19 protein-coding genes and 2 pseudogenes are annotated in these 20,400 nt (G+C 64.2%); 17 read left to right on the top strand and 4 right to left on the bottom strand.

Annotated elements, in window-relative coordinates:
* Positions 1-46: 46 nt before the first annotated feature.
* The 3 genes from ABFB10_RS22190 to ABFB10_RS22180 are packed head-to-tail and all read right to left on the bottom strand — an operon-like array spanning position 47 to position 2,749.
* Entirely contained in the window at positions 47-829 is a 783-nt protein-coding gene (locus ABFB10_RS22190; RefSeq protein WP_347168389.1) for an ABC transporter permease, read from the bottom strand.
* A gap of 1 nt (position 830) precedes the next feature.
* The gene (locus tag ABFB10_RS22185) at positions 831-1,622 is read right to left on the bottom strand and encodes an ABC transporter ATP-binding protein (protein WP_347168388.1); all 792 of its coding nucleotides are present in this window, start codon (positions 1,620-1,622) and stop codon (positions 831-833) included.
* On the bottom strand, positions 1,619-2,749 hold the full coding sequence (locus tag ABFB10_RS22180; protein WP_347168616.1) for an ABC transporter substrate-binding protein: 1,131 nt from the start codon (positions 2,747-2,749) through the stop codon (positions 1,619-1,621). The genes ABFB10_RS22185 and ABFB10_RS22180 overlap by 4 nt, the downstream gene beginning before the upstream one ends.
* An 809-nt stretch (positions 2,750-3,558) precedes the next feature.
* On the opposite strand from ABFB10_RS22180, the gene ABFB10_RS22175 reads away from it, so the two are divergent.
* From ABFB10_RS22175 to ABFB10_RS22100, 17 genes and pseudogenes are all read left to right on the top strand, one after another.
* Positions 3,559-4,200: a TetR/AcrR family transcriptional regulator gene (locus ABFB10_RS22175; protein WP_347168387.1), complete on the top strand. Its 642-nt coding sequence runs from the start codon at positions 3,559-3,561 to the stop codon at positions 4,198-4,200.
* A gap of 29 nt (positions 4,201-4,229) precedes the next feature.
* Complete coding sequence (locus ABFB10_RS22170) at positions 4,230-5,273, top strand: C4-dicarboxylate TRAP transporter substrate-binding protein (protein ID WP_347168386.1); 1,044 nt, start codon at positions 4,230-4,232, stop codon at positions 5,271-5,273.
* Positions 5,274-5,292: 19 nt separating this feature from the next.
* Positions 5,293-5,823, top strand: a complete 531-nt coding sequence (locus ABFB10_RS22165; RefSeq protein WP_206563680.1) for a TRAP transporter small permease subunit — start codon at positions 5,293-5,295, stop codon at positions 5,821-5,823.
* Positions 5,820-7,124, top strand: a complete 1,305-nt coding sequence (locus ABFB10_RS22160) for a TRAP transporter large permease (protein WP_347168385.1) — start codon at positions 5,820-5,822, stop codon at positions 7,122-7,124. Before ABFB10_RS22165 ends, ABFB10_RS22160 begins: the two co-directional genes overlap by 4 nt.
* A gap of 11 nt (positions 7,125-7,135) precedes the next feature.
* Positions 7,136-7,912 carry a cyclase family protein gene (locus ABFB10_RS22155; protein WP_347168384.1) on the top strand — a complete coding sequence of 259 codons (777 nt, stop codon included), beginning with the start codon at positions 7,136-7,138 and terminating at the stop codon, positions 7,910-7,912.
* Between the two features lies 1 nt (position 7,913).
* A pseudogene (kce, locus tag ABFB10_RS22150) lies at positions 7,914-8,842 on the top strand (3,5-dioxohexanoate:acetyl-CoA acetone transferase).
* 89 nt (positions 8,843-8,931) lie between these two features.
* A complete protein-coding gene (locus tag ABFB10_RS22145) occupies positions 8,932-9,429 on the top strand; it encodes an OsmC-related (seleno)protein (protein WP_347168383.1) in 498 nt (165 codons plus the stop codon).
* Between the two features lie 366 nt (positions 9,430-9,795).
* Positions 9,796-9,954 (top strand): annotated as a pseudogene (locus tag ABFB10_RS24410) (LacI family DNA-binding transcriptional regulator); the annotation flags it as partial.
* Positions 9,955-10,084: 130 nt separating this feature from the next.
* Complete coding sequence (locus ABFB10_RS22140; RefSeq protein WP_347168382.1) at positions 10,085-10,795, top strand: LacI family DNA-binding transcriptional regulator; 711 nt, start codon at positions 10,085-10,087, stop codon at positions 10,793-10,795.
* A 90-nt stretch (positions 10,796-10,885) separates the two neighbouring features.
* Positions 10,886-12,448 (top strand): sugar isomerase domain-containing protein, encoded by a 1,563-nt coding sequence (locus ABFB10_RS22135; RefSeq protein WP_347168381.1) that lies wholly within the window; start codon positions 10,886-10,888, stop codon positions 12,446-12,448.
* Between the two features lie 72 nt (positions 12,449-12,520).
* Positions 12,521-12,934 carry a hypothetical protein gene (locus tag ABFB10_RS22130; RefSeq protein ID WP_347168380.1) on the top strand — a complete coding sequence of 138 codons (414 nt, stop codon included), beginning with the start codon at positions 12,521-12,523 and terminating at the stop codon, positions 12,932-12,934.
* On the top strand, positions 12,928-13,593 hold the full coding sequence (locus ABFB10_RS22125; protein ID WP_347168379.1) for a hypothetical protein: 666 nt from the start codon (positions 12,928-12,930) through the stop codon (positions 13,591-13,593). Before ABFB10_RS22130 ends, ABFB10_RS22125 begins: the two co-directional genes overlap by 7 nt.
* Complete coding sequence (locus ABFB10_RS22120; RefSeq protein ID WP_347168378.1) at positions 13,590-14,945, top strand: neutral/alkaline non-lysosomal ceramidase N-terminal domain-containing protein; 1,356 nt, start codon at positions 13,590-13,592, stop codon at positions 14,943-14,945. Before ABFB10_RS22125 ends, ABFB10_RS22120 begins: the two co-directional genes overlap by 4 nt.
* Positions 14,945-16,180 (top strand): extracellular solute-binding protein, encoded by a 1,236-nt coding sequence (locus tag ABFB10_RS22115; RefSeq protein ID WP_347168377.1) that lies wholly within the window; start codon positions 14,945-14,947, stop codon positions 16,178-16,180. Before ABFB10_RS22120 ends, ABFB10_RS22115 begins: the two co-directional genes overlap by 1 nt.
* A gap of 411 nt (positions 16,181-16,591) precedes the next feature.
* Entirely contained in the window at positions 16,592-17,176 is a 585-nt protein-coding gene (locus tag ABFB10_RS22110; protein ID WP_347168376.1) for a carbohydrate ABC transporter permease, read from the top strand.
* The gene (locus ABFB10_RS22105; protein WP_206563464.1) at positions 17,133-17,969 is read left to right on the top strand and encodes an ABC transporter permease subunit; all 837 of its coding nucleotides are present in this window, start codon (positions 17,133-17,135) and stop codon (positions 17,967-17,969) included. The genes ABFB10_RS22110 and ABFB10_RS22105 overlap by 44 nt, the downstream gene beginning before the upstream one ends.
* A 43-nt stretch (positions 17,970-18,012) precedes the next feature.
* Positions 18,013-19,077 carry an ABC transporter ATP-binding protein gene (locus ABFB10_RS22100; protein ID WP_347168375.1) on the top strand — a complete coding sequence of 355 codons (1,065 nt, stop codon included), beginning with the start codon at positions 18,013-18,015 and terminating at the stop codon, positions 19,075-19,077.
* On the opposite strand, the gene ABFB10_RS22095 is transcribed toward ABFB10_RS22100, so the two are convergent.
* The gene (locus ABFB10_RS22095) at positions 19,074-20,351 is read right to left on the bottom strand and encodes an AGE family epimerase/isomerase (RefSeq protein ID WP_347168374.1); all 1,278 of its coding nucleotides are present in this window, start codon (positions 20,349-20,351) and stop codon (positions 19,074-19,076) included. The genes ABFB10_RS22100 and ABFB10_RS22095 overlap by 4 nt on opposite strands.
* Positions 20,352-20,400: the final 49 nt, after the last annotated feature.

Raw genomic sequence — 20,400 nt, 5'->3', positions numbered from 1 at the left:
CGGATATGCCGGCCGGGACTGCTTTGCGAACCGGTGCGGTTCCGTATCACTTGCTTTCGCGCGGAAGGCTCCACGGGAAGAAGTGGCGCTGGGTCTGTGCGATGATCTGGAACAGCGTCAGGGACATGACGACAAGTATGGCCAGACCGGCCCAGGCCTGCGGGATTTTGAACAGGGAGGTCGAGAACTGGATGAAGTACCCGATCCCCTTCTCGGCAGCCACGAACTCGGCCACGACCGCCCCGATCACCGACAGGGTCACCGAGATCTTCAGCCCCGAGAAGATATAGGGGATCGCATAGGGGATGCGGATCTGGGTGAATTCGCGGATGGCAGGCGCCTTCAGCGAATGGCTGAGCTCGATCAGCTCCTCCGGCGTTGCCTTCATACCGGTGGTCATCGACACGACCAGCGGGAAGAAGGAGATCATGAAGGTGATCAGAACCCGCGACATGTCCCCCGATCCCATGGTCACGATGATGATCGGCGCGACCGCGACGATGGGGGTCGACTGGATCACCACCAGCAGCGGGTAGATGCCGCTGGAGACCAGCTTGAACCGCGTCAGCAGGATCGCCAGCGGCAGCGAGACCACGATGGCGGTCAGGAACCCGAGCATCGCCACCCGCAGGGTCGCCCGAGCATGGGCCAGCCAGCGCGACACCGTCACCGCGTCGAAGCCTTCCAGGATCCGGCTGGGGGCCGGCAGCAGGAAGGTGGGGATGGTGAAGAAGCGGGTCGAGCTTTCCCACAGTACGAGGATGATCAGGAAGGTCAGCCCGGGCAGCAGCCCGGGAATGCGGTTCACACGCGTCAATGTTGCAGTCATGTCAGGCCGCCTTCCTGGTCATCAAGGTATCGCGCAGATGGGCCACGAGATCCTGCATCTCGGTCAGCCGCATGGAGTCGCCGGTCCGCGGGCGCGGCGCGGGAACCCTGAGATCCTCCGCGACCCGCGCTCCGGGGCCATGGCTCATCACGATGATCCGGTCGGCCAGTAGAACGGCCTCGACGATGGAATGGGTGATGAACATCACGGTTTTCCGGTGCTTCTGCCAGATGTTCTGCAACTCGTATCCCATTTCCTCGCGGGTCAGGGCGTCGAGAGCCGAGAACGGTTCGTCCATCAGCAGGATGTCGGGGTTGTGCAGAAGCGCGCGGGCAATGCCGACGCGCTGCTGCATCCCGCCCGACAACCTGTCGGGGCGGCGTTTTTCCAGCTTGGCAAGGCCGACCAGCTTCAGCAGTTCGTGTGCCCGTTCCCGCTGTTCCGGGGTGACGCGCCCGTATTTGTGCTTCATCGGGAAGACCACGTTGTCCTCGAGCGTGGCCCAGGGCAGCAGGGTCGGCTTCTGGAACACGATGCCGATATCGTCACGCGGTTCGACCACCTTCTCGCCATGCACCGAGACCGTGCCGGCGCTTGGTTTCAGCAGGCCGGCGACGATCCGCATCAGCGTGGACTTGCCGCAGCCCGACGGCCCGAGCACCGCAAGGAACTCGTGGTCGTTGATCGCCAGGTTGACATGTTGCAGGGCGACCAGTTCGCCTGCGCGGGTGTCGAATTTCATTTCGACATCGGTGAACTGGACAGCGGGTGTCACGGTGTCGGGCTGGATCATGATCCGTTCTCCGGCATGAAGCTGCGGTCAACCACGTCTTCGGGATCCAGCGCATCCGGTGCCAGGCCCTGGGCGGCGGCGACGCGCTCCCATGTGGCCTGCAGGCGCCCGGGTTCCAGCGCGCCGAGCCCGTCCCGTTCCGTGACCTCGTTGAAGATCAGCCCCAGCGCGTCGTTCAGCGACCCCATGGCGGTGGCGTGATCCATTTCCGGGACGGCGTCGGTCACCGCCTTGGCCGCGTCCTCGGGGTTCTCGCGCATGTATTCCACCGACTGTAGCAGTGCCGCGATGAAGCGGCGGGCCACGTCGGGGCGCTCTTCCAGGAACTGGTTCGAGGCGACAATAGAGCCGGAATACATCACCAGCCCGGCTTCGGCCCAGGGCAGAACGATCATCTCGCGTCCGGCATCCTTGGCCTGCTGGGTGTAGCGGGTCACGTCGGTGATCCAGGAAATCACCGCGTCGGTCTGCCCGGTCACCAGCATCGGGTTCAGCGCGCCCGGGTCGGATTTGGTCAGGGTGACATCGTCCATCGACAGGCCGTTGTCGTTCAGCACCAGAGGCAGGTAGACGTTCGACGAGGTGAAGGGCGAGGTCACCAGGTTCTTGCCTTTCACATCGGCAAAGCTTTCGATCCCGTTGCCCTTGAGGGTGAAGAATGCGTGCGGTCCCTCGCTGTAATAGGACATCACGGCGGTCACTTGCAGGTCTTCGGTCACCCGGGCGGCCATCAATGCGCCGATATCGGCATTGCCGATATCCGAGCTTCCGGTGGCCAGCTTGGTCAGCGATTCCGAGGAGCCGCGCCCGGATTCGAGCCTCAGGTCCAATCCGGCCTCTTCGCAAAACCCCCGTTCGAGACAGACAAAGATAGCTGCCTTGTCACCACCGGGCAGCCAGTCCATCTGGAACGTGACTTTGTCCGTACCGCCTGAGCAGACGCCGCACTGCCCAGTAGAAACGCGGTGGCTGAGATTATTCCCTTCATGATTTTTCCTCCCTGTCGTGGTTCGCAGCGGACACGAACCGGCAACGTTTTGAGCCGATTTGAAACAGTTCGCCCTGAGGGATTGTCGAGCAGTAGCGATCGTTACCCTTTTAAACTGACTGCCCCGGGTGAACTGCACGAATACTGAGCAATTACCAAAGTCCCAGAGGGCCAAGTTCGCTTCTACTCTGGAAAAAAGCTAGCACGTAAAATTCAATCCCGGAAGGAAAATTTTGGAATTGTCAACAATCGCACGGGGCTGGGCGCCCCTTGTGTCCGGCCCGCAATGGATAAGTTGACGCAAATGTTGAGAAATTCGCAGCGGCCCCGGAGCCGGGCAAACTCCGGTGTATGGCGGGCCGGATCCCGCGGGTTCGGTGGGGGATCCTGCATGGGGACTAAGGTCGTGTTGCCGTGGCCCGGGCGTCCCGGCTGCATGGAAGAATCACCCCACCGCCGGTCAATCCGCCATTCCGGATGCAAAGTGGCCCGGCGCGCCGTTCTTTTCGGGGCCGACCAGGGCGCGCAGGGAGCAGTCGGTTTTAGCCCAAGCTGTCCCTGTCTCGAATTAACCGGAAGCTTGACTGAAATTGTCATCTGTTTTCCGGGGTAGACTACGCCCGTAATTTACCTATTGGCCCGTATACGTCGATATAGCCCCATTGTGCCCGCGCGGTCTTTGTCTTGGATGCGGTCCTTGCAAATGGGGCGGGGCATTGGCGTGGCGGGCAACGGGCGTGCCAAACTCCGGGCGGCGTTTCTCTGTCCGATCCTGACGCTTGAGAAAGCCGGCCAGATGAATAGAACCGCCGCCGGAGCGGCGACGGCCCGGGGGCGAAACCGTATCTGAAAGCGACGTGTTACGGGTGCCGCCAAGCGAGGGCGCGCGGTGGAAAGGCTGGCCATCAACCGTCTTGACTAACTGATCAGTCAGGATATGGTGCCCCCATGTCGAAGGCACCTGCAAAACGCGGTTCAAGCGCATCGGGCGCGATTGAAAAGATCCTGCTTGCCGCAGAGGTCGAGTTCGCCGACCGCGGTTTCGATGGCGCGGGGATGAAGGCGATTTCCACGCGGTCGGGGGTGTCGCAGGCGCTGTTGCACTATCACTTCGGCAACAAGGAAACGCTTTACGAGGCGGTGATTGCGCAGCGGTCGGAGAAGATCAACTCCGAGCGGATGGCGCTGCTGTCCCGGGTGGATCTGGACGCGGCGGATGCGCTGGACCAGATCCTCGACGCCCTGTTCCGGTCGCCGCTTGGGCCGTCGGGCGGGCAGAACGCCTATGCGCGCATCTTCAGCGGACTGGTTGTCGGGCAGGAACGCGAGCAGGCGCTGGTGCGGAAATTCTACGACCCGACGGCGCAGAAATTCGTGGCGGCGCTGGAACGCGCGGTGCCCGGGGCCGATCAGGCCATGGCCGGGATGGCCTACACCTTGTCGCTTGGCGCCCTGATCGCGGTGATCGGTCGCGATGGCCGGGTCGAGCGGCTGATGGGGCGCGACGGTCTTCAGAGCTTCGAGGCGGTTCTCGCGCAGCTGGTCCGGTTCGCAAAGGGCGGCGTTTTGGCGCTGACGGCGACAGGTTAAGACAAGTCCATGATATCAGGGAGGGAAATATGAACACAATGATGAAGCGCGGGCTGCTGGCAGCCGTCTTGCTGGGCCCGACCGGAGCGGTCGCCGACAGCTTTTCCGCCACGATTGCCGCCGGGCATCCGCCGGTGTTCCGCTGGGTCCAGATGCTGGACGAGGCTTTCGTGCCGGCGGTCGAGGCGGCGCTTGAAGGGTCGGAATACTCGATTTCCTTCTCTAGGCAGTACGGCGGCGCCATTGCCGGGGTGGGCGAAGAGCTGGAGGCGGTCGAGGCCGGGCTGGCCGAGCTTGGCACCTGTCAGTCGCTCTTCGATCCGGCCAAGCTGGCGGTGCAGAACGTGACCTATTACACGCCCTTCGTCAGCGCCGATGTGCGCCAGATCGGAACGCTGATGCACCGGTTGCAGGTCGAAGATCCGGCGATGCAGAAAAGCTATGAGGACAATGGCGTGGTCTATATCGGGGCGCCCATGGTGCTTGACGATTACCTGCTGATGACCAATTTCCCGGTGACGTCGCTGGCCGATCTGGACGGCAAGAAGATCGGCGCGCCGGGGGCGGCGCTGAACTGGCTTTCGGGCACCGGGGCGGTCGGCGTCTCTGGCAACCTGACCACCTATTACAACGAACTGAAGACCGGCGTCTTCGATGGCGTGATCGTCTTCGGCTCTGCCGCCCTGCCCAGCAAGCTGTACGAGGTCGCGCCCTATATCACCCGCGCCGGTCTTGGCGCGCAATACGCCGGGTCGATCTGTGCCAACGTCGACTGGTACGACAGCCTGCCCGAAGAGGTGCGCGCGGCACTGACAGAGGCGGCGGATGCGACCGCCGACTGGTATGTCGGCTCGCTGGAAGCCGCTGTCGAGAACGCCTTCACCGTCATGGGTGAAAACGGCGCAACGATCACCGACGCCTCGGACGAGCTGCGCGCGGCACTGGGCCGGGACCATGGACAACGCGGCCAGGGTCTGGGCCGAGGGTCTGGATGCGCAGGGCCAGCCCGGCACCGAGGCGCTGCGGACCTACATGGAGCAAATGCGTGCGGTAGGCGCGGCCCCGCTGCGTGACTGGGACGCCGAATAATCCATGACAGAGCTTGCCCGGGCCGAGCCCTGGCCCCTGCGTTGGCTGGATGTGCTGACGCAGGTGGCCAATGTCTGCGGATCTCTCCTGATTTCGGGTCTGGTCCTGCTGATTGGCGCCGATGTCTTCAGCCGCAATATGTTCAATGCCCCGATCTCGGGCGTGCCGGAGATGGTGACCCTGTCCATCGTCGCGATCGTGTTCCTGCAGGCGCCGCAGGCGCTCAAGGTGGGTCGCATGACCCGTTCGGATGCGCTGATCGGGTTTCTGGAGCGCCGCGCGCCGCGTGTCGTCCAGGGTCTCGAGACCCTCTACGACCTTCTGGGGATGGTGGTGGTCGGGGCCATTCTCTACGCGACCTGGCCGATCTTCATGCGTGCCTGGACACGGTCGGAGTTCGTCGGCGCCGCGGGTGATTTCACCGCGCCGGTCTGGCCTGTGAAGCTGATGATCCTGGTCGGGGGCTGCCTGCTGGTGCTGCAGTTCCTGGCCCGGATCCTGCGCCGCTTCCTGACTGCGAAGGAAAGCCGATGACGACATTTGAAATCGGGTTGATGGCCCTGGGAGGGATGGGGCTGATGGTCATGGGCGGCATGTTCGTGCCCATCGCCCTGATCCTCTGTTCCTTCCTCGGGGTCTGGGCGATCAAGGGATCGCCGATCCTGGCCGCCAAGATGCTGGGCCTTGCCGCCAACGATGCCATTGCCAGCTACTTCTTCGGCGTGGTGCCGCTGTTTGTGCTGATGGGGTTCCTCGTCTCGGAATCCGGGATCGGGCGCGATGCCTTCGACGTGGCCAATGCGATGTTCCGCCGGATCAAGGGCGGGCTGGGCGTGGGCACGGTGGCGGCCAATGCGATCTTTGCCGCGGTGACCGGGATCTCGATTGCCTCGGCGGCGGTCTTTACCAAGATCGCGGTGCCCGAGATGCGTCGGCACGGCTACAGCAGCCGCTTTGCCGTCGGCGTGGTGGCGGGCAGTTCGGTGCTGGGCATGTTGATCCCGCCAAGCCTGCTGCTCATCCTCTTCGGGTTGCTGGCAGAGCAGTCCATCGGCGACCTGTTCGTGGCCGGGATCGGGCCGGGCATCGTGCTGGCCCTGTTCTTCGGGGTCGGCACCGTCCTGATGGCCATCTTCGCGCCGAAATTCGTGGGGGAAAACCTCAGCAAGGACAGCGAGGCGCTGAGCCCGATGGAGCTGCTGTCCAAGGGGGTGCCGATCACCGCGCTGATCGGCATCGTTCTGGGCGGCATCTACGCGGGCTTTTTCACCCCGGTCGAAGCCGGCGCCATCGGCGCCATCGGGGCGCTGGTCATCGGGGTGCTGAAACGGCGCCTCAGCTGGGCCGCGCTCTGGCGCGTCCTGGTGGATACCGGGCTTGTCACCGCGTCGGTCTGCTTCCTGATCATCGCCGCGCAGATGTATTCCCGGATGCTGGCCTTTTCCGGGGTGCCGCTGGCATTCGGTGAAATGGCGGCCACGGCAGAGCTTGGCGTGCTGGGATTGATCCTGCTCTACGTGCTGGTGGTGATCTTTCTGGGCATGATCCTCGACAGCTCCTCGATCATGCTGATCCTCGTGCCGCTGATGCTGCCGATCCTGATCCCCATGGGGGTCGACCTGATCTGGTTCGGGATCATCACCGTGATCGCGGTGGAAATCGGGCTGCTGACGCCACCCTTCGGGATCTCGGTCTATGTCATCAAATCCACGCTGGATGACCCCGATATCAGCCTGGGCGACATCTTCTACGGCGCCGCACCCTTTGCGCTGATGATGCTGCTTTGCCTGATCCTGATCATCCTCTTCCCCGCCATCGCCACCGGCCTGCTTTGAAAGGTGCTGCCATGACCCGCAGATTTGTCGACCTGTCGGTGCCGCTCGAGGCGGACATCCCCTCGGACCCCGAGATGATGCTGCCCCGGATCGAGTATTTCGACCACAAGGATACCGCCGAGCAAATGGCCGGTTTCTTCCCCGGGCTGGCGCCCGAAGACCTGCCCGGCGGCGACGGCTGGGCGATCGAGCGGCTTTCGATCTACACCCACAACGGCACGCATCTGGACGCGCCCTATCACCACCATTCCACCATGGATGGCGGGAAGCGCGCGATCACCATCGACGAGGTGCCGCTTGAGTGGTGTTTCGGCAATGGCGTGAAGCTTGACTTCCGGCACCTGCCGGACGGGCACATCGTCACGCCCGCAGAGGTCGACGAGGCGCTGGAGCGGATCGGCCACAGGCTTCAGCCGCTGGATATCGTGATGATCAACACATCGGCGGGGGCGCGCTACGGCGCGCCGGATTACTTGATGCGCGGTTGCGGCATGGGGCGCGACGCGACGATGCACCTGCTGGATCAGGGTGTCCGCGTGACCGGCACCGACGCCTGGAGCTGGGACGCGCCCTTCCCGCTGACCGCCAGCGAGTTCGCCGAAAGCCGCGACCCCGCCATCATCTGGGAGGGGCACCGCGCCAGCATGGAGACGGGCTACTGCCACATGGAGAAGCTGGCCAATCTCGACCAGCTTCCCGGGACCGGATTCACCGTGTCCTGCTTCCCCTACAAGATCAAGGCGGCGTCCGCCGGGTTCGTCCGTGCCGTCGCCATATTCGAGGACTGACATGCAAAAGACCATCATCACCTGCGCCATCACCGGGGCGATCCACACGCCGACCATGTCGGACGCACTGCCCTACCGGCCCGACGACATCGCGCAGCAGGCCATTGACGCGGCCAAGGCCGGGGCGGCGATCCTGCACCTGCACGCCCGCGACCCGGAAAACGGCAAGCCCTCGGTCGATCCGGCGCATTTCATGGCCTTCCTGCCCGCCATCAAGGCCGAGACCGACGCGATCATCAATATCTCGACCGGGGGCAGCATCACCATGGGGATCGAGGACCGGCTTGCCCCGGCGGCGGCGGCCTCCCCGGAAATGTGCTCGCTCAACATGGGATCGCTGAACTTTTCCTGCCACCCGCTGGCGGATCGCTACGAGCGTTTCAAATTCGACTGGGAAGAGGCGCATATCCGGGCCTCCGAGGGCGGGATCTTTCGCAATACCTTTGCCGACATCAAGCAGGTCGCGGCGACCATGGGGGGCGACCGGCACAACGCCAAGTTCGAACATGAATGCTACGAGGTCGGCCATCTCTACAACCTTGCGTTCTGCATGAAGCAGGGCATGTTCCAGGCCCCGATCTTCCTTCAGTTCGTGATGGGCATCCTGGGGGGATCGCCGCCGAGATCGACAACCTTGTCTTCATGAAGCGCACCGCCGACCGGCTCTTTGGCGACAATTACCAGTGGTCGGTGATTGGTGCCGGTGGCCAGCAGATGAAGCTGGCGGCGGTGGCGGCGCAGATGGGTGGCCACGTGCGGGTCGGGCTTGAGGATTCGCTGTTCATCGAGCGTGGCAAGCTGGCGGAGTCGAATGCCCAGCAGGTCGAGAAGATCAAATCCATCCTCGAGGCGCAGGGCAACCGGATCGCCACCCCCGCCGAGGCCCGCGCCATGCTGGGGCTCAAGGGTGCGGACAAGGTGAGCTTCTGACCGGCCAGCCGCATTGGCCCCGTCCCGCCGGGGGCGGGGTCTGCCATGACAGCGTTGCGGCGCATGACGCGCCATTGAAGGGGGACAGCATGTCCGTCGATCAGCCCAAGGACCCGCTTGAGGTCGTCTTTACCTGTTCCGGTCGCGCCACCGGGAAAATGCGCAACGATCTCGATGTCAAGATGACCCAGCCCATGCTGGAAGAGTTCGCCATGGCGACCGACGAAGGGCCGTTCCATGGCGGCGAAGCCTCGGCGCCACCGCCGCTGGCCCATTTCATCAGCGGTCTGACCGGCTGCATCATGACCCAGTTGCGGGCCTTCGCGAAGCGGATGGACGTCGAGATCAACGACCTGACGGTCAACTGCAAGATCGTCTGGCAATGGACGCCGGTCGGCCGGATCTATGAAACGGCGCCCAAGTCCTTCGACATCGATATCCTGCTGGACAGCCCGAACCCCCTGGAAGAGCAGGTCGCGCTGATCGAGGCCGCCAAGAAAGGCTGCTTTGTCGAGCAGACGCTGGCGCAGTCGAATACGGTCACACATCGCCTGAAGACGCAGGGCGGATACCTGCGGCTTCGCTAGCCGTCCCGGGGCGGGCCGCTGTGTCGGGGCGTCAGGCGCCACCGGGGCCTGGTGCGTGACGGCGGGTTCGCCCGCCGCTGCCCGCTCGGCTTCCGCAGGGCATCGACAGGCCCGACAGGGACGGGATCCGGTCCCGTCCGGGCGGTCACAGTGCCCCGGCGGTCCGTCAGCCTGACCGGCTATACCCACCACGAACACCCGCGATTTTCCCTTCCTCTGGCCGGGGGAACCCTGCCGACAGTCGATCCTGCCTCAGAGCCCATTGCCCGCGCCATCGGTGTTGGGCCACAATGCGCGCTTTGATCGTCGTGCCCCGTGCCCGGCAATTCGTTCCGGTTTCCGGGGGCTGTCAGGGAGAGACGCACTATGGCGACGCAGCGGCCAAGGGCCAAAAGGGTCACGATCCAGCAGGTCGCGGAGGCGGCGGGGGTCAATCGCTCGACCGTGTCGCGGGTCTTCAACAATCCCGACATCCTACTTGAAGAGACCGTCCGAAACGTGCGCGAGGTGGCGCGAAAGCTGGGCTATTCGCCCAATGCGGCGGCGCGGGCGCTGCGCACCGGGCGCAACAGCAACATTGCCCTGGTGGTGCCCGACCTGACCAACCCCTTCATGCCGCCGATCGCGCTGGCGGTGCAGAAGGAGGCCTCGGCGCATGGGTACTCGGTCTTCATCGGCAATGCCGACGAGGACCCGAGTCCAGGAAATGGACCTGTTGCGGCGGCTGTCCGATCAGGTGGCCGGGGCGGTTCTGGCTTCGCCGCGCTCCGAAAGCGCGCAGATCCACGCGCTGGCGCGCGAGATGCCGCTTGTCCTGATCAACCGGGATATCGAAGGCGTGCCGCGCGTGCTGATCAATTCCGGGCAGGGCATGGCGCGGGCCGTGGCCCATCTTGCCGAACTGGGGCATCGCCGGATCATCTATGTCGGAGGCCCCGAGAATTCGTGGTCCAACGGCCAGCGGCGGGATGCGGTCACGCGGGCCGCCGCCGAACATGGTGTCTCGATGGGCGAGCTTCCTGCCGGGATTGCCTCTTTCGCGAAGGGGGTCGAGCTTGTGCCAGAGCTTTTGACGCGCGGCGCGACCGCCTGCATCGCCTTCGACGACGTGCTGGCGCAGGGCATCTGTTTCGGCCTGGCCGAGAACGGGCTTCGGAACCCCGAGGATTACAGCGTCGTGGGCTGCGACGATATCCTGGGCTACCCCATGCTGACCACCGTTTCGGGTCCGTCGGCGGTTGCAGGGCAGAAGGCCGTCGACCTGCTGATTAGCTCTCTGAACGCGCCGCCGGAGGATGATGTGCGCATTGTTCTGGAAACGGAATTCGTTTCAAGACAAACCGTTAGCGCCCCGCCCCCCAGCTGAAGCAACCTTCGTTGGTGTCTTTGGGCGATCTCGGCGTTGACGTGCAATCGATTGCACATTACGCTGCCTTGTAACGAAGGGACAAAGTTCATGATGACGTCAGACCATGTTGCACGTTCACCGGCGCATGCCGGAAGCGGGCTCAGCGAAAGATACACTGTCGAGATCTACCAGACGCGGGCAGAGATGGGGCGCGCCGTGGCGATGGATGTCGCGAACCGGATGCGCGCGGTCGCTGCGGACAAGGGCAGCGTGCGGATGATCTTTGCCGCCGCGCCCAGCCAGTCCGAAGTGCTCGAGGCCCTGACCGCGCTGCCCAACGTGCCCTGGGACAGGGTCACGGCCTTCCACATGGACGACTATCTCGGGCTCGAGGCCGAGGCCCCGCAGCGCTTCGGCAACTGGCTGCAGGAACATCTGTTCTCGAAGATACCCGCCGCCACGGTGCACCGCATCGCCGCGACCGGCACGGCGGATGAGATCTGCCAGGGCTATGCCGGGCTTCTGGGCGAGGCGCCGATCGACATTGTCTGTCTGGGCATCGGGGTGAACGGGCATATAGCCTTCAACGACCCGCCGGTTGCCGATTTCGACGATCCGCTCAGCGTGCGCGTTGTCGAGCTGGACGAGGTCTGCCGCCAGCAGCAGGTCGACGACGATTGCTTCGACCGGCTTGAAGCGGTGCCGCAGCAGGCGATCACCTTGACCATTCCGACCCTCATGGGGGCCGGTGCCCTGTTTTGCACGGTGCCCGGGGCGCGCAAGAAGGCGGCTGTGAAAGCCGCGCTGGAGGGGCCGATCACCACCGATTGCCCGGCCAGCATCCTGCGGACACATCCGAACTGCACCATCTACCTGGATCGCGAGGCGGCCCCCATGGCTGATACCACGCTCACCGCCGACGCCCTCTGCGACGCCTATCTAGACGATGTCACGGCGCTTATGCAGCGCATTCACACCGAGGAAAAAGAGCCGCTGGACCGGGCGGCGCGGCTGCTGGCCGACCAGATCGCCGAGGACCGCCTTGTGCATGTCTTCGGTCCCGGCGGGCACTCCAACCTTGCGACGCAAGAAGTGTTCTTCCGCGCCGGCGGTCTGATGCATGTCAACGCGATCCTCGACGAGGGCACGCTGTTGTCGAACGGCGCCCTGCGCTCCATGGCGATCGAGCGGACACCCGGGTATGGCCGCGTCGTGATCGACAACCAGGGCCTTGGCGAGGGCGACATTCTGATCCTCGTGAACGCCTATGGCATCAACGCCGCCCTGATCGACGCGGCGCTGATCGCGCGCGAGCGTGGCGTGCGGACCATCGGCATCAGCTCGCGACAGCATGCAGAGGGCACCGCTGCGGACCATCCCGCGCGCCACCCCACCAAGCAGAACCTGCACGATCTGGTGGATGTGGCCATCGACAGCAAGGTGCAGATCGGCGATGCCATTGTCGATATCCCGGGCATGACCGAACGCATCGCGGCGGTGTCGACCTATGCCAATGCGACGGCGCTGAACCTGCTGGTGATCCGAACGGTTCTGCACATCCGCGAACGGGGCATCGAGCCTCCGGTCTGGCGCAGCGGCAACGCCCCCGGCGGTGACGAGGCGAACAGGAAGTTCCTTGGTAACTTCCGGGGAAGGGTGCGCGCGCTTTGAACCGGGTGGCCAGCTATTCCGAGCCGCGATTTCGCAAGCGGCAAGGGCCTGACGGTACATGTCCGGGGCGGCGTGATCGAGGAGGTCACGGACTGCGAGGCCGAGGCTCTGCCCCTGTTGTCACCGGGGCTGGTGGATCTTCAGGTCAACGGTTTCGCCGGGTTCGACCTGAACGAGGGGGATCTGACGCCAGAGGTTGTGGAGGCCCTGAGCCAGGCGCTGGCCCGGGTCGGGGTCGCCGCCTATCTGCCGACGCTTATCACCGCCTCGGAAGCCGCGCTGTGCCAGCGGCTTTCGGCGATCCGGCTGGCGCAACAAAGCCTGCCCTTCTCGAAGGCCATGATCGCGGGTGTCCATGTCGAGGGGCCGTCGATCTCTGCCAAGGACGGGCCGCGCGGCGCGCATCCGCTGGCACATGTCCGGCCCCCTGTCTCGAAGAATTCGCCCGTTGGCAGGGGGCCGCACAGGGGTTGGTGCGCATGGTGACGCTGGCCCCGGAAACCCCGGGCGCCGCCGCCTATATCCGGGCCCTGACCGCCGAAGGCATCTGCGTGGCCCCGGGCCATTGCGATGCCACCGAGGAAGAGATCGCCTTGGCGGTCGCGGCGGGCGCCAGCCTGTCGACCCATCTGGGCAACGGCATCGCCGCGACACTGCCCCGGCATCCGAATGCGATCTGGGCGCAGCTCTCCGAAGACCGCCTGATGGCCAGCCTGATCCTTGACGGGCATCACCTGTCCCGGTCGACCGCCCGGGCCATGCTGCGGGCGAAAGGGGTCGGGCGGACGGTGCTTGTCTCTGACAGCGTGACCTTCGCGGGCATGCCGCCGGGCCGCTACTCTTCGTCCATCGGCGGCGATGTGGAGGTCAGCGGCGACGGCAAGGTCTCGATCGCCGGGACCGCCTATCTTGCGGGCAGCGGGTCGTGCCTGCTGGATATCGTCTGCCGTTATCGGGCCTTCACCGGCTTTCCGACCGCCGAGGCCCTGACCATGGCGGTCAGCAACCCCGCGCGCGTGATCGGCAAGACACCCGCGCTGGTGCCCGGCGCACCGGCCACCTTCCTGCTGCTGGACACCAGCCGGGACGAGGCCCCGGCCCGCCCGGTCGAGATCCTGCACAATGGCGTGAGCATGCTGCCATGACGCGGGTCGGTGCCGCCGTTGTCGATATCACGCCGCCGCCGGGCGGGGCCATGGCGGGTTTTGCGGCGCGTCAGGACGCTGCCCGGGGCGGGCATGATGCGCTGAGCGCGCGGGCGCTTGTGGTCGACGATACGGCCTTCGTGTCGGTGGATGTCATCGGGATCGACGCGGCGTTTTCCGCCCGCATACGCAGGCTTTGCCCGCTGCCGGACGGGAATGTCACGATTGCGGCCACGCATACGCATGGCGGCCCGGTCTCGATGCCCGGGCGCCTGTCGGTTGCCGCAGATCCGGCCTATCTTCAGGCGCTGGAACGCGGCGTCCTTCTGGCCATCGAACAGGCGGCAGGCGCCCGCGAACCGGCCCGGCTGTACGCCGGGTGCGGGGCAGAGCCGGGCTTTGCCGCCAATCGGCGGCACGCGGACGGCCCGGTGGATCGGGGCGTGCCGGTGATGCGCTTTGACCGGATGGATGGATCGACCATCGCCCATCTGGTCTCTTATGCCTGCCACCCGGTTGTGCTGGGGGCGGACAACCTGCTGTGGACGGCGGATTACCCGCATTTCGCGCGCAGGGCGCTTGAAGAGGCATGCCCGGGGTCGGTCGCGGTCTTCGCCACCGGCTGTGCGGGGGACGTGAACACCGGGCACAGCGCGGCGGCCTCGCTTTCCGCCGGGTATCAGGCAGACCGCACCTATGCGCGGGCCATGACCATCGGCGAGGGTGTGGCGCAATCGGCGCTTGCGGCGGAAATGGTTGCCGTGTCGGGGCCCATCGGATGCGCCGAGGCCTTCGCGGATCTCCGGTTCGAAAGCCGCGAAAGCGGCACGGCGGATGAGCTGGCCCGCGCGTGGCGCGCGGCCTCGCGCAGCCCGGGCGACATTCACCACATCTGGGCGGATTGGGCCGGGCGGCAGATGGGCCGCGATCTGGAGCCGATGCAGGCCAGATGCACCGCCCTCAGCTGGGGCGGGGTGCTGATCCTCAGCCTGCCCGGAGAGATCTTTGCCCGGACCGCACTGGAGCTGCGCCGGTCCCTTGGTCGGGACGGGCCAGACCATGTGATCGCCTATGCCGACGACAATCCCGGCTATATCCCGCCGCTGGATGAATATGCGGTCGGCGGATACGAGGTGGACGAGGCGCACAGGTTCTATGGAATGGGCGCGTCGATCGCGCCCGGAGTGGCGGAGGCGTTGTCCAGTGCAGCACAACGCGCCGCCGAGATTGCGGCCAAACCGACCGCAGCAGACTGCACGATCAAAAAAGTCCAACATGAAAGGGAAATCCAATGCCATCGAATGACAAAGGCGCGCCACTGGGGAACGCGATCACATTGTCGGCGGGCCTGATGCTTGCCGGGACCATGGCGGCACAGGCGCAGGACGTCGTCGTCTGGGGCGGCTTCCCCGAGCTGGCCGACTACTACGAGCGCGTTGCCGAAGGGATGCGCGACGACTACCCCGATCTCAACGTCATCGTCGAGCCCATCGGCCTGCGCGACCACGAAAAGCGCGTTGCGCTTGGCCTGTCGTCGGGGCTGGACGACGCAACGGTCCTGGAGCTGATCGGCTCTACCGCGAACCGCTACATCGTGAACGACCTTCTGCCGCCCGCGCCCTCGCATATCGCGGATTTCGTGAACGACGGCGCAAACTTCGAGCCGTTCTTCCGGGATACCGCCACGGTCGATGGCGCGGTCTACGGCCTGCCGCTGTTCCGGGGGCAGGGGGCGTTGTTCTACAATACCGACATGCTGGCAGAGGCCGGTCTGGACGGCCCGCCCAGCACCATGGAAGAGTATGACGCCTATGCCGCGAAGCTGACGCAGCGCGACGGGGACGGCACGCCCACGGTATCGGGTTGGTCGCTGCGCCTGTCTGGTGGCGGCGCCGGGATCGCCGAGAAGTTCTGGATCAACATGCACCAGCACGGTGGCGCCGTTCTGGACCGCGTCGGCGACAAGTACCGCGCGGGCTATGCCAGCGACGCCGGGCTTGCGACCCTGCGCCAATACGTCAATGCCGTCAGCGGCGACAAGACCGTGACCGTCGACATGCCCGCCGATGCCGCCGCGTTCCAGCGGGGCCAGACGGCGATGTTCATCCGCGAAAGCTGGGTGATCGGCGATACCGGGAAAAAGGCGCCCGATCTCAACTATGACACGGCGCTTCTGCCGCGCGGCTCGATTGCGCTGCCGGTGAACCTCTATGTTTCCGGTGGCTCGGACGAGGCGCAGGAAGCGGCATGGGCCTTTGCCATCGAGGCGAACAAGCCCGAGAACCTGATCTGGATGCTGGACAATGTCGGCTGGCTGCCCAACCGGGTGGGCGTCGACTACAGCGAGGTCATCGCGGCCAAGCCCCAGTTCTCGGCCTTTGTCGACCTGCCCGAAGACTACGATCTGTTCACCCTGCCGTCGATCGAGCCGATCAACGAGATCCTGACGCGCTTTGCAGCCACGCTGACCGAAGCCTTTGCCGATCCGTCGCTTGCCGGTGACGATGCCGCGATGATGGCCCTTCTCGAATCTGCCGCCGAGGAAACCAATGCGATCCTGGATCGCGCGGGCATTCTCGCCGAGTAAGGCACCACCAGACCTGCCCGCCGCGCCACGGCGGCGGGCAGGCCGATTGCATGAGGCAGACCATGTTGAAACGTAAGAAGTTCTGGTTCGCGATACTTGCGATTATTCCGACATTCGCGATTTTCGGATGGGTGCGTATGTATCCGATCGTCGAGACGCTTCGGCTGAGCATGTACCAATGGAACCTGCTGTCGAAGGACAAGATCTTCGTCGGACTGGCGAACTTTGCAGAGTTGTTCGGTGACGATCAGTTCCTCGATGCGCTGACCAATACCGCGATCATTGCCTTCGGCGCCATGGTCATCACGATCCCCACGTCAATGGCGCTGGCCGGTGTCATCTATCACCGGACCCGCAGCCGCTTTGCCGGATTCTACGAAACCGCCGTCTTCATCCCGCATGTCGTGTCGCTTGTACCGGCTGCCATGGCACTGGAAATGGATCTTCGACGCCAAGCTGGGGCCGCTGAACGCGATCATCGTGTCGCTTGGCGGAGAGGCGCAGGCCTGGCTGTTCGATCCCGTGCTCTCGGTTGTCTGCATCATCCTGCTGGTGTCGTGGCAAACGCTGGGCTACGCCGTGCTGATCTATCTGGTCGGGTTCCGGAACCTGCCGAAATCGGTCTTCGAGGCGGCCCGGCTGGATGGCGCCAACGGGGTGCAGTCCTTCCTTTACATGTCGGTGCCGCTGCTGAAGCCGATCACGCTTTACGTTTCCGTCGTCACCCTGATCTCGGGGTTCAACGTCTATGCGCAGGCCTATGTGCTGGCCTCGGACACGCAGGGCGCGCCGGGCAGGCTGGTCCGGGTTCTGGTGCTCGACATGCTCGAGAACAGCTTCCAGAACTTCCGCGTCGGCTATGCCGCCGCAGAGGCCGTGATCCTCTTGCTTATCGTTCTGGTGCTGACCACGGTCCAGTTCGGCCTGCTGCGTCAGAAGGGGGGAACTGACCATGTCCGCCAAAGCCCGCACCCGCCGTTCGAACTTCCTGATTGATGTGGCGCTGTTCCTGGTCTGCCTGGTGCTGCTGCTGCCCCTGATCATGCTGATCTCGAACGGCTTCAAGACCCCGGCAGAGATGCTTCAGTGGCCGCCCACCCTGCTGCCCCGCAATCCGACGCTGGAGAACTTCGTCACGGTCTTCACCGAGACGCCGCTGCTGCGCTGGATGTTCAACAGCTTCGCCTTCGCCTTCCTGTCGATGATCGCCATCGTCGCGACCTCTGCGCTGGCGGGCTATGTCGTGGCCAAGTTCCCCTTCAGGACGATCAACGTGATCTTCATCCTGTTTCTGACAACGGCGATCATCCCCTTCGAGGTCTACATGATCCCGCTGTATTTTCAGGTGAAGGCGCTGGGGGTGCTGAATTCGATCACCGGCCTGCTGATCGGCTACCTGGTGATGAGCTTCGGGATCTTCCTGATCCGCCAGAACGTCCTGACCTCGGTCCCCGACGAGTTGCTCGAAGCGGCCCGGATAGACGGGGCAGGGGAGTTCTGGATCTTCACCCATATCGTACTGCCGCTGCTGCGCGGGCCGCTGGCCGCGCTGGCCGTGCTGGCCTTCTTCCAGGCCTGGACCGCCTTTGCCTGGCCGATCATCACGCTGACCCGGAAGACGGCCTTCACCATCGAAGTCGGCCTTGCGAACTTCCAAAGCGCCTACACCGTCGAACTGTCCCTGCTGAGCGCGGCCTCCGCCGCCGTCATGGTGCCCTCCGTGCTCGCGTTTGTCCTGCTGCGCCGCAACTTCGTCGAAGGCATCGCGGCAAGCGGGATGAAGGAATGAAACCCGTCTTGAACCCTGTTCAGCGACTTCTGAAAGACTGGTAATGACCCAAGTTGAAATCAAAGACCTGAGAAAAAGCTTTGGCGCCGTCGAAACCCTGCACGGGGTGTCCGTCGAGATCCCCGATGGGGCCTTCGTGGCGCTTGTCGGGCCCTCGGGCTGCGGGAAATCGACCATTCTGCGCCTGATTGCGGGCCTCGAGGAAATCACCAGCGGCGAGATCCGTGTCGGCGACCGGGTGATCAACGACGTGGAATCCAAGAACCGCGATATCGCCATGGTGTTTCAGAACTATGCGCTCTACCCGCATATGACCGTGGCGCAGAACATGGGCTTCTCGCTGCGGCTGCTGAAAACGCCGAAGCAGGAGATCGCCAAGGCGGTGAAGGACGCCGCGGTCATGCTGGGGATCGACGGGCTGCTCGACCGGTATCCGAAACAGCTGTCCGGCGGGCAGCGGCAGCGCGTCGCCATGGGCCGGGCCATCGTGCGCCAGCCGCAGGTCTTCCTGTTCGATGAGCCGCTGTCCAACCTCGACGCCAAGCTGCGCGTGCAGATGCGGGCAGAGCTGAAGGCCATGCACCAAAGGCTGCGGACAACGACGATCTACGTCACGCACGATCAGATCGAGGCCATGACCATGGCGGATATCGTGGTGGTCATGCGCGATGGCCACGTCGAGCAGGTCGGCAAGCCGCTCGACCTCTATGACCACCCGGTCAACCGCTTCGTTGCCGGGTTCATCGGTTCGCCTGCGATGAACTTCCTTCCGGTTTCGACGCGCCGGGGCAGCGATGACGTCGTGCTGAGCGATGGCCAGACCCTTGTCCTGCCGCAATACCGGGATCTGGACGGAGCGTTCGATCTGGGGTTCCGCCCGGAACATATGCGCCACAGCCCCGACGACGCGGGCCTGCGTGCGGTGATCGAATCCAACGAACAGACGGGCTCGGAAACCCTGCTACAGGCGCAGCTGGCCGGGGTGTCGATCACCGCGCTGCTGCGTGAACGGTTCGATTGCCACGCCGGGGAAACCCATGGCTTCACCGTGGATCCACAGCTGGTGCAGTTCTTCGACCGCACCAGCGGAATGCGGATCGTGCACTAGCGACCGGCGGACCGGATCGCCGCCAGAAGGCTGAGCCCGGTGTGATAGCCGGGATCGAGATCGGGGGTCGCGGGCACAAAGTCGACGGGTCCGTCGACGGTCCGGGTTTGATAGGCAAAGCCCAGATTCTGCCGCCAGTACTGCGAGAAGAAGGCCGCATCGGCCTTCTTCCACGGGGCGATCAGCCGGCTGTCCCCGGTCAACTGGTATCCAAGGGCACAGGCGCGGATCGCTTCGGGCATTGGCCACCACGGGAAATAGGGCGATTTCAGCGCACCGCTGGAGGCCGAGAGATAAAGCGCAATTCCCGGTCCCTGCATCCCGATTTCCATGCAGCGGAGGAGTATATCGACAATCCGGTCAAGCCGTTCCTGATCCGGGCGCACCGCGAGATGTTCGAAGGCAAAGCCGCAGAATTCGATGGCGTGCCCGACATTGCAGGTGTCTTCGCCGTGAATGGTCAGCAAAAGGCCAGAGTCGGGATCGAAATGCCGGTCGAGCACATGCGCGATAAATCGGTCCGCAAAATCGGTCTCTTCGGAATATCCAAGGCGATGCAGAAGTCCGGATGCCGCAAGCAAAATCATGCGTGGCCCGAAATCATCCGGTTCCGCCGCAATATTTTCCTGTGACAGCGGTTTTGTTTCATCCATCTGAAACCGCCCGTCTTCGACTGCGGCAATGACCTCTTTGAGGTAGATCAGGTAATTGCCCGACATCTCCGGCTCGTATAGATGCGAGGCCGCAAAAAGCCCCTTGGAGACAAAGGAGTCGGAATAGGTATATACCGATCCGGCGGGCGCCTGAGGTGTGAAGGCGCCGTCTTGGGCGATCACGGGCTGTCCGTCTGGCCCATAGAGGAAATAGGCATGGCCGTCCCCGGCCTGCTTCTCGGCCAGGCGCCTGTAGAGCGCGGCACCGGTTTCGCGAAGCCGGTCCGAGAACGCCGAGTCCAAGTCCTTGTAATGCATCGTGAAACTGGCCAATGCCTCCAGCCCGCGCCCCTGTATCCAACCATAGGTGTAGTCAGGGCCGCGCGCACCCGAGGCGGCATCGTAATCGTTCCCGGTAATCGAATGCACCTTGGTATTCAGGAAACCGCCACCCAGATCTCCGCGCGCCATCAGCCAGTTCAGCGTTGCACGATTGCAGGCGTCATAGCGCTCGGCGGCGTCTTGTGTCCATTCAGTATGCATTGAAACGGTCCTCGAATTTCTGACAGGCGCTGATTTCGCCTGTTCTCCCTGTATTCCGCGCGGACGTCCATTTTTCATGGGCTCTTTCTGCGACAATTCTGCGACGGAATTTCAGGCGCGCGTGGCG

Origin of the sequence: Ponticoccus litoralis (assembly GCF_039769985.1) — a bacterium.
Lineage (GTDB): Bacteria > Pseudomonadota > Alphaproteobacteria > Rhodobacterales > Rhodobacteraceae > Ponticoccus > Ponticoccus litoralis.
This window is presented reverse-complemented; position numbering and strand designations above follow the sequence as displayed.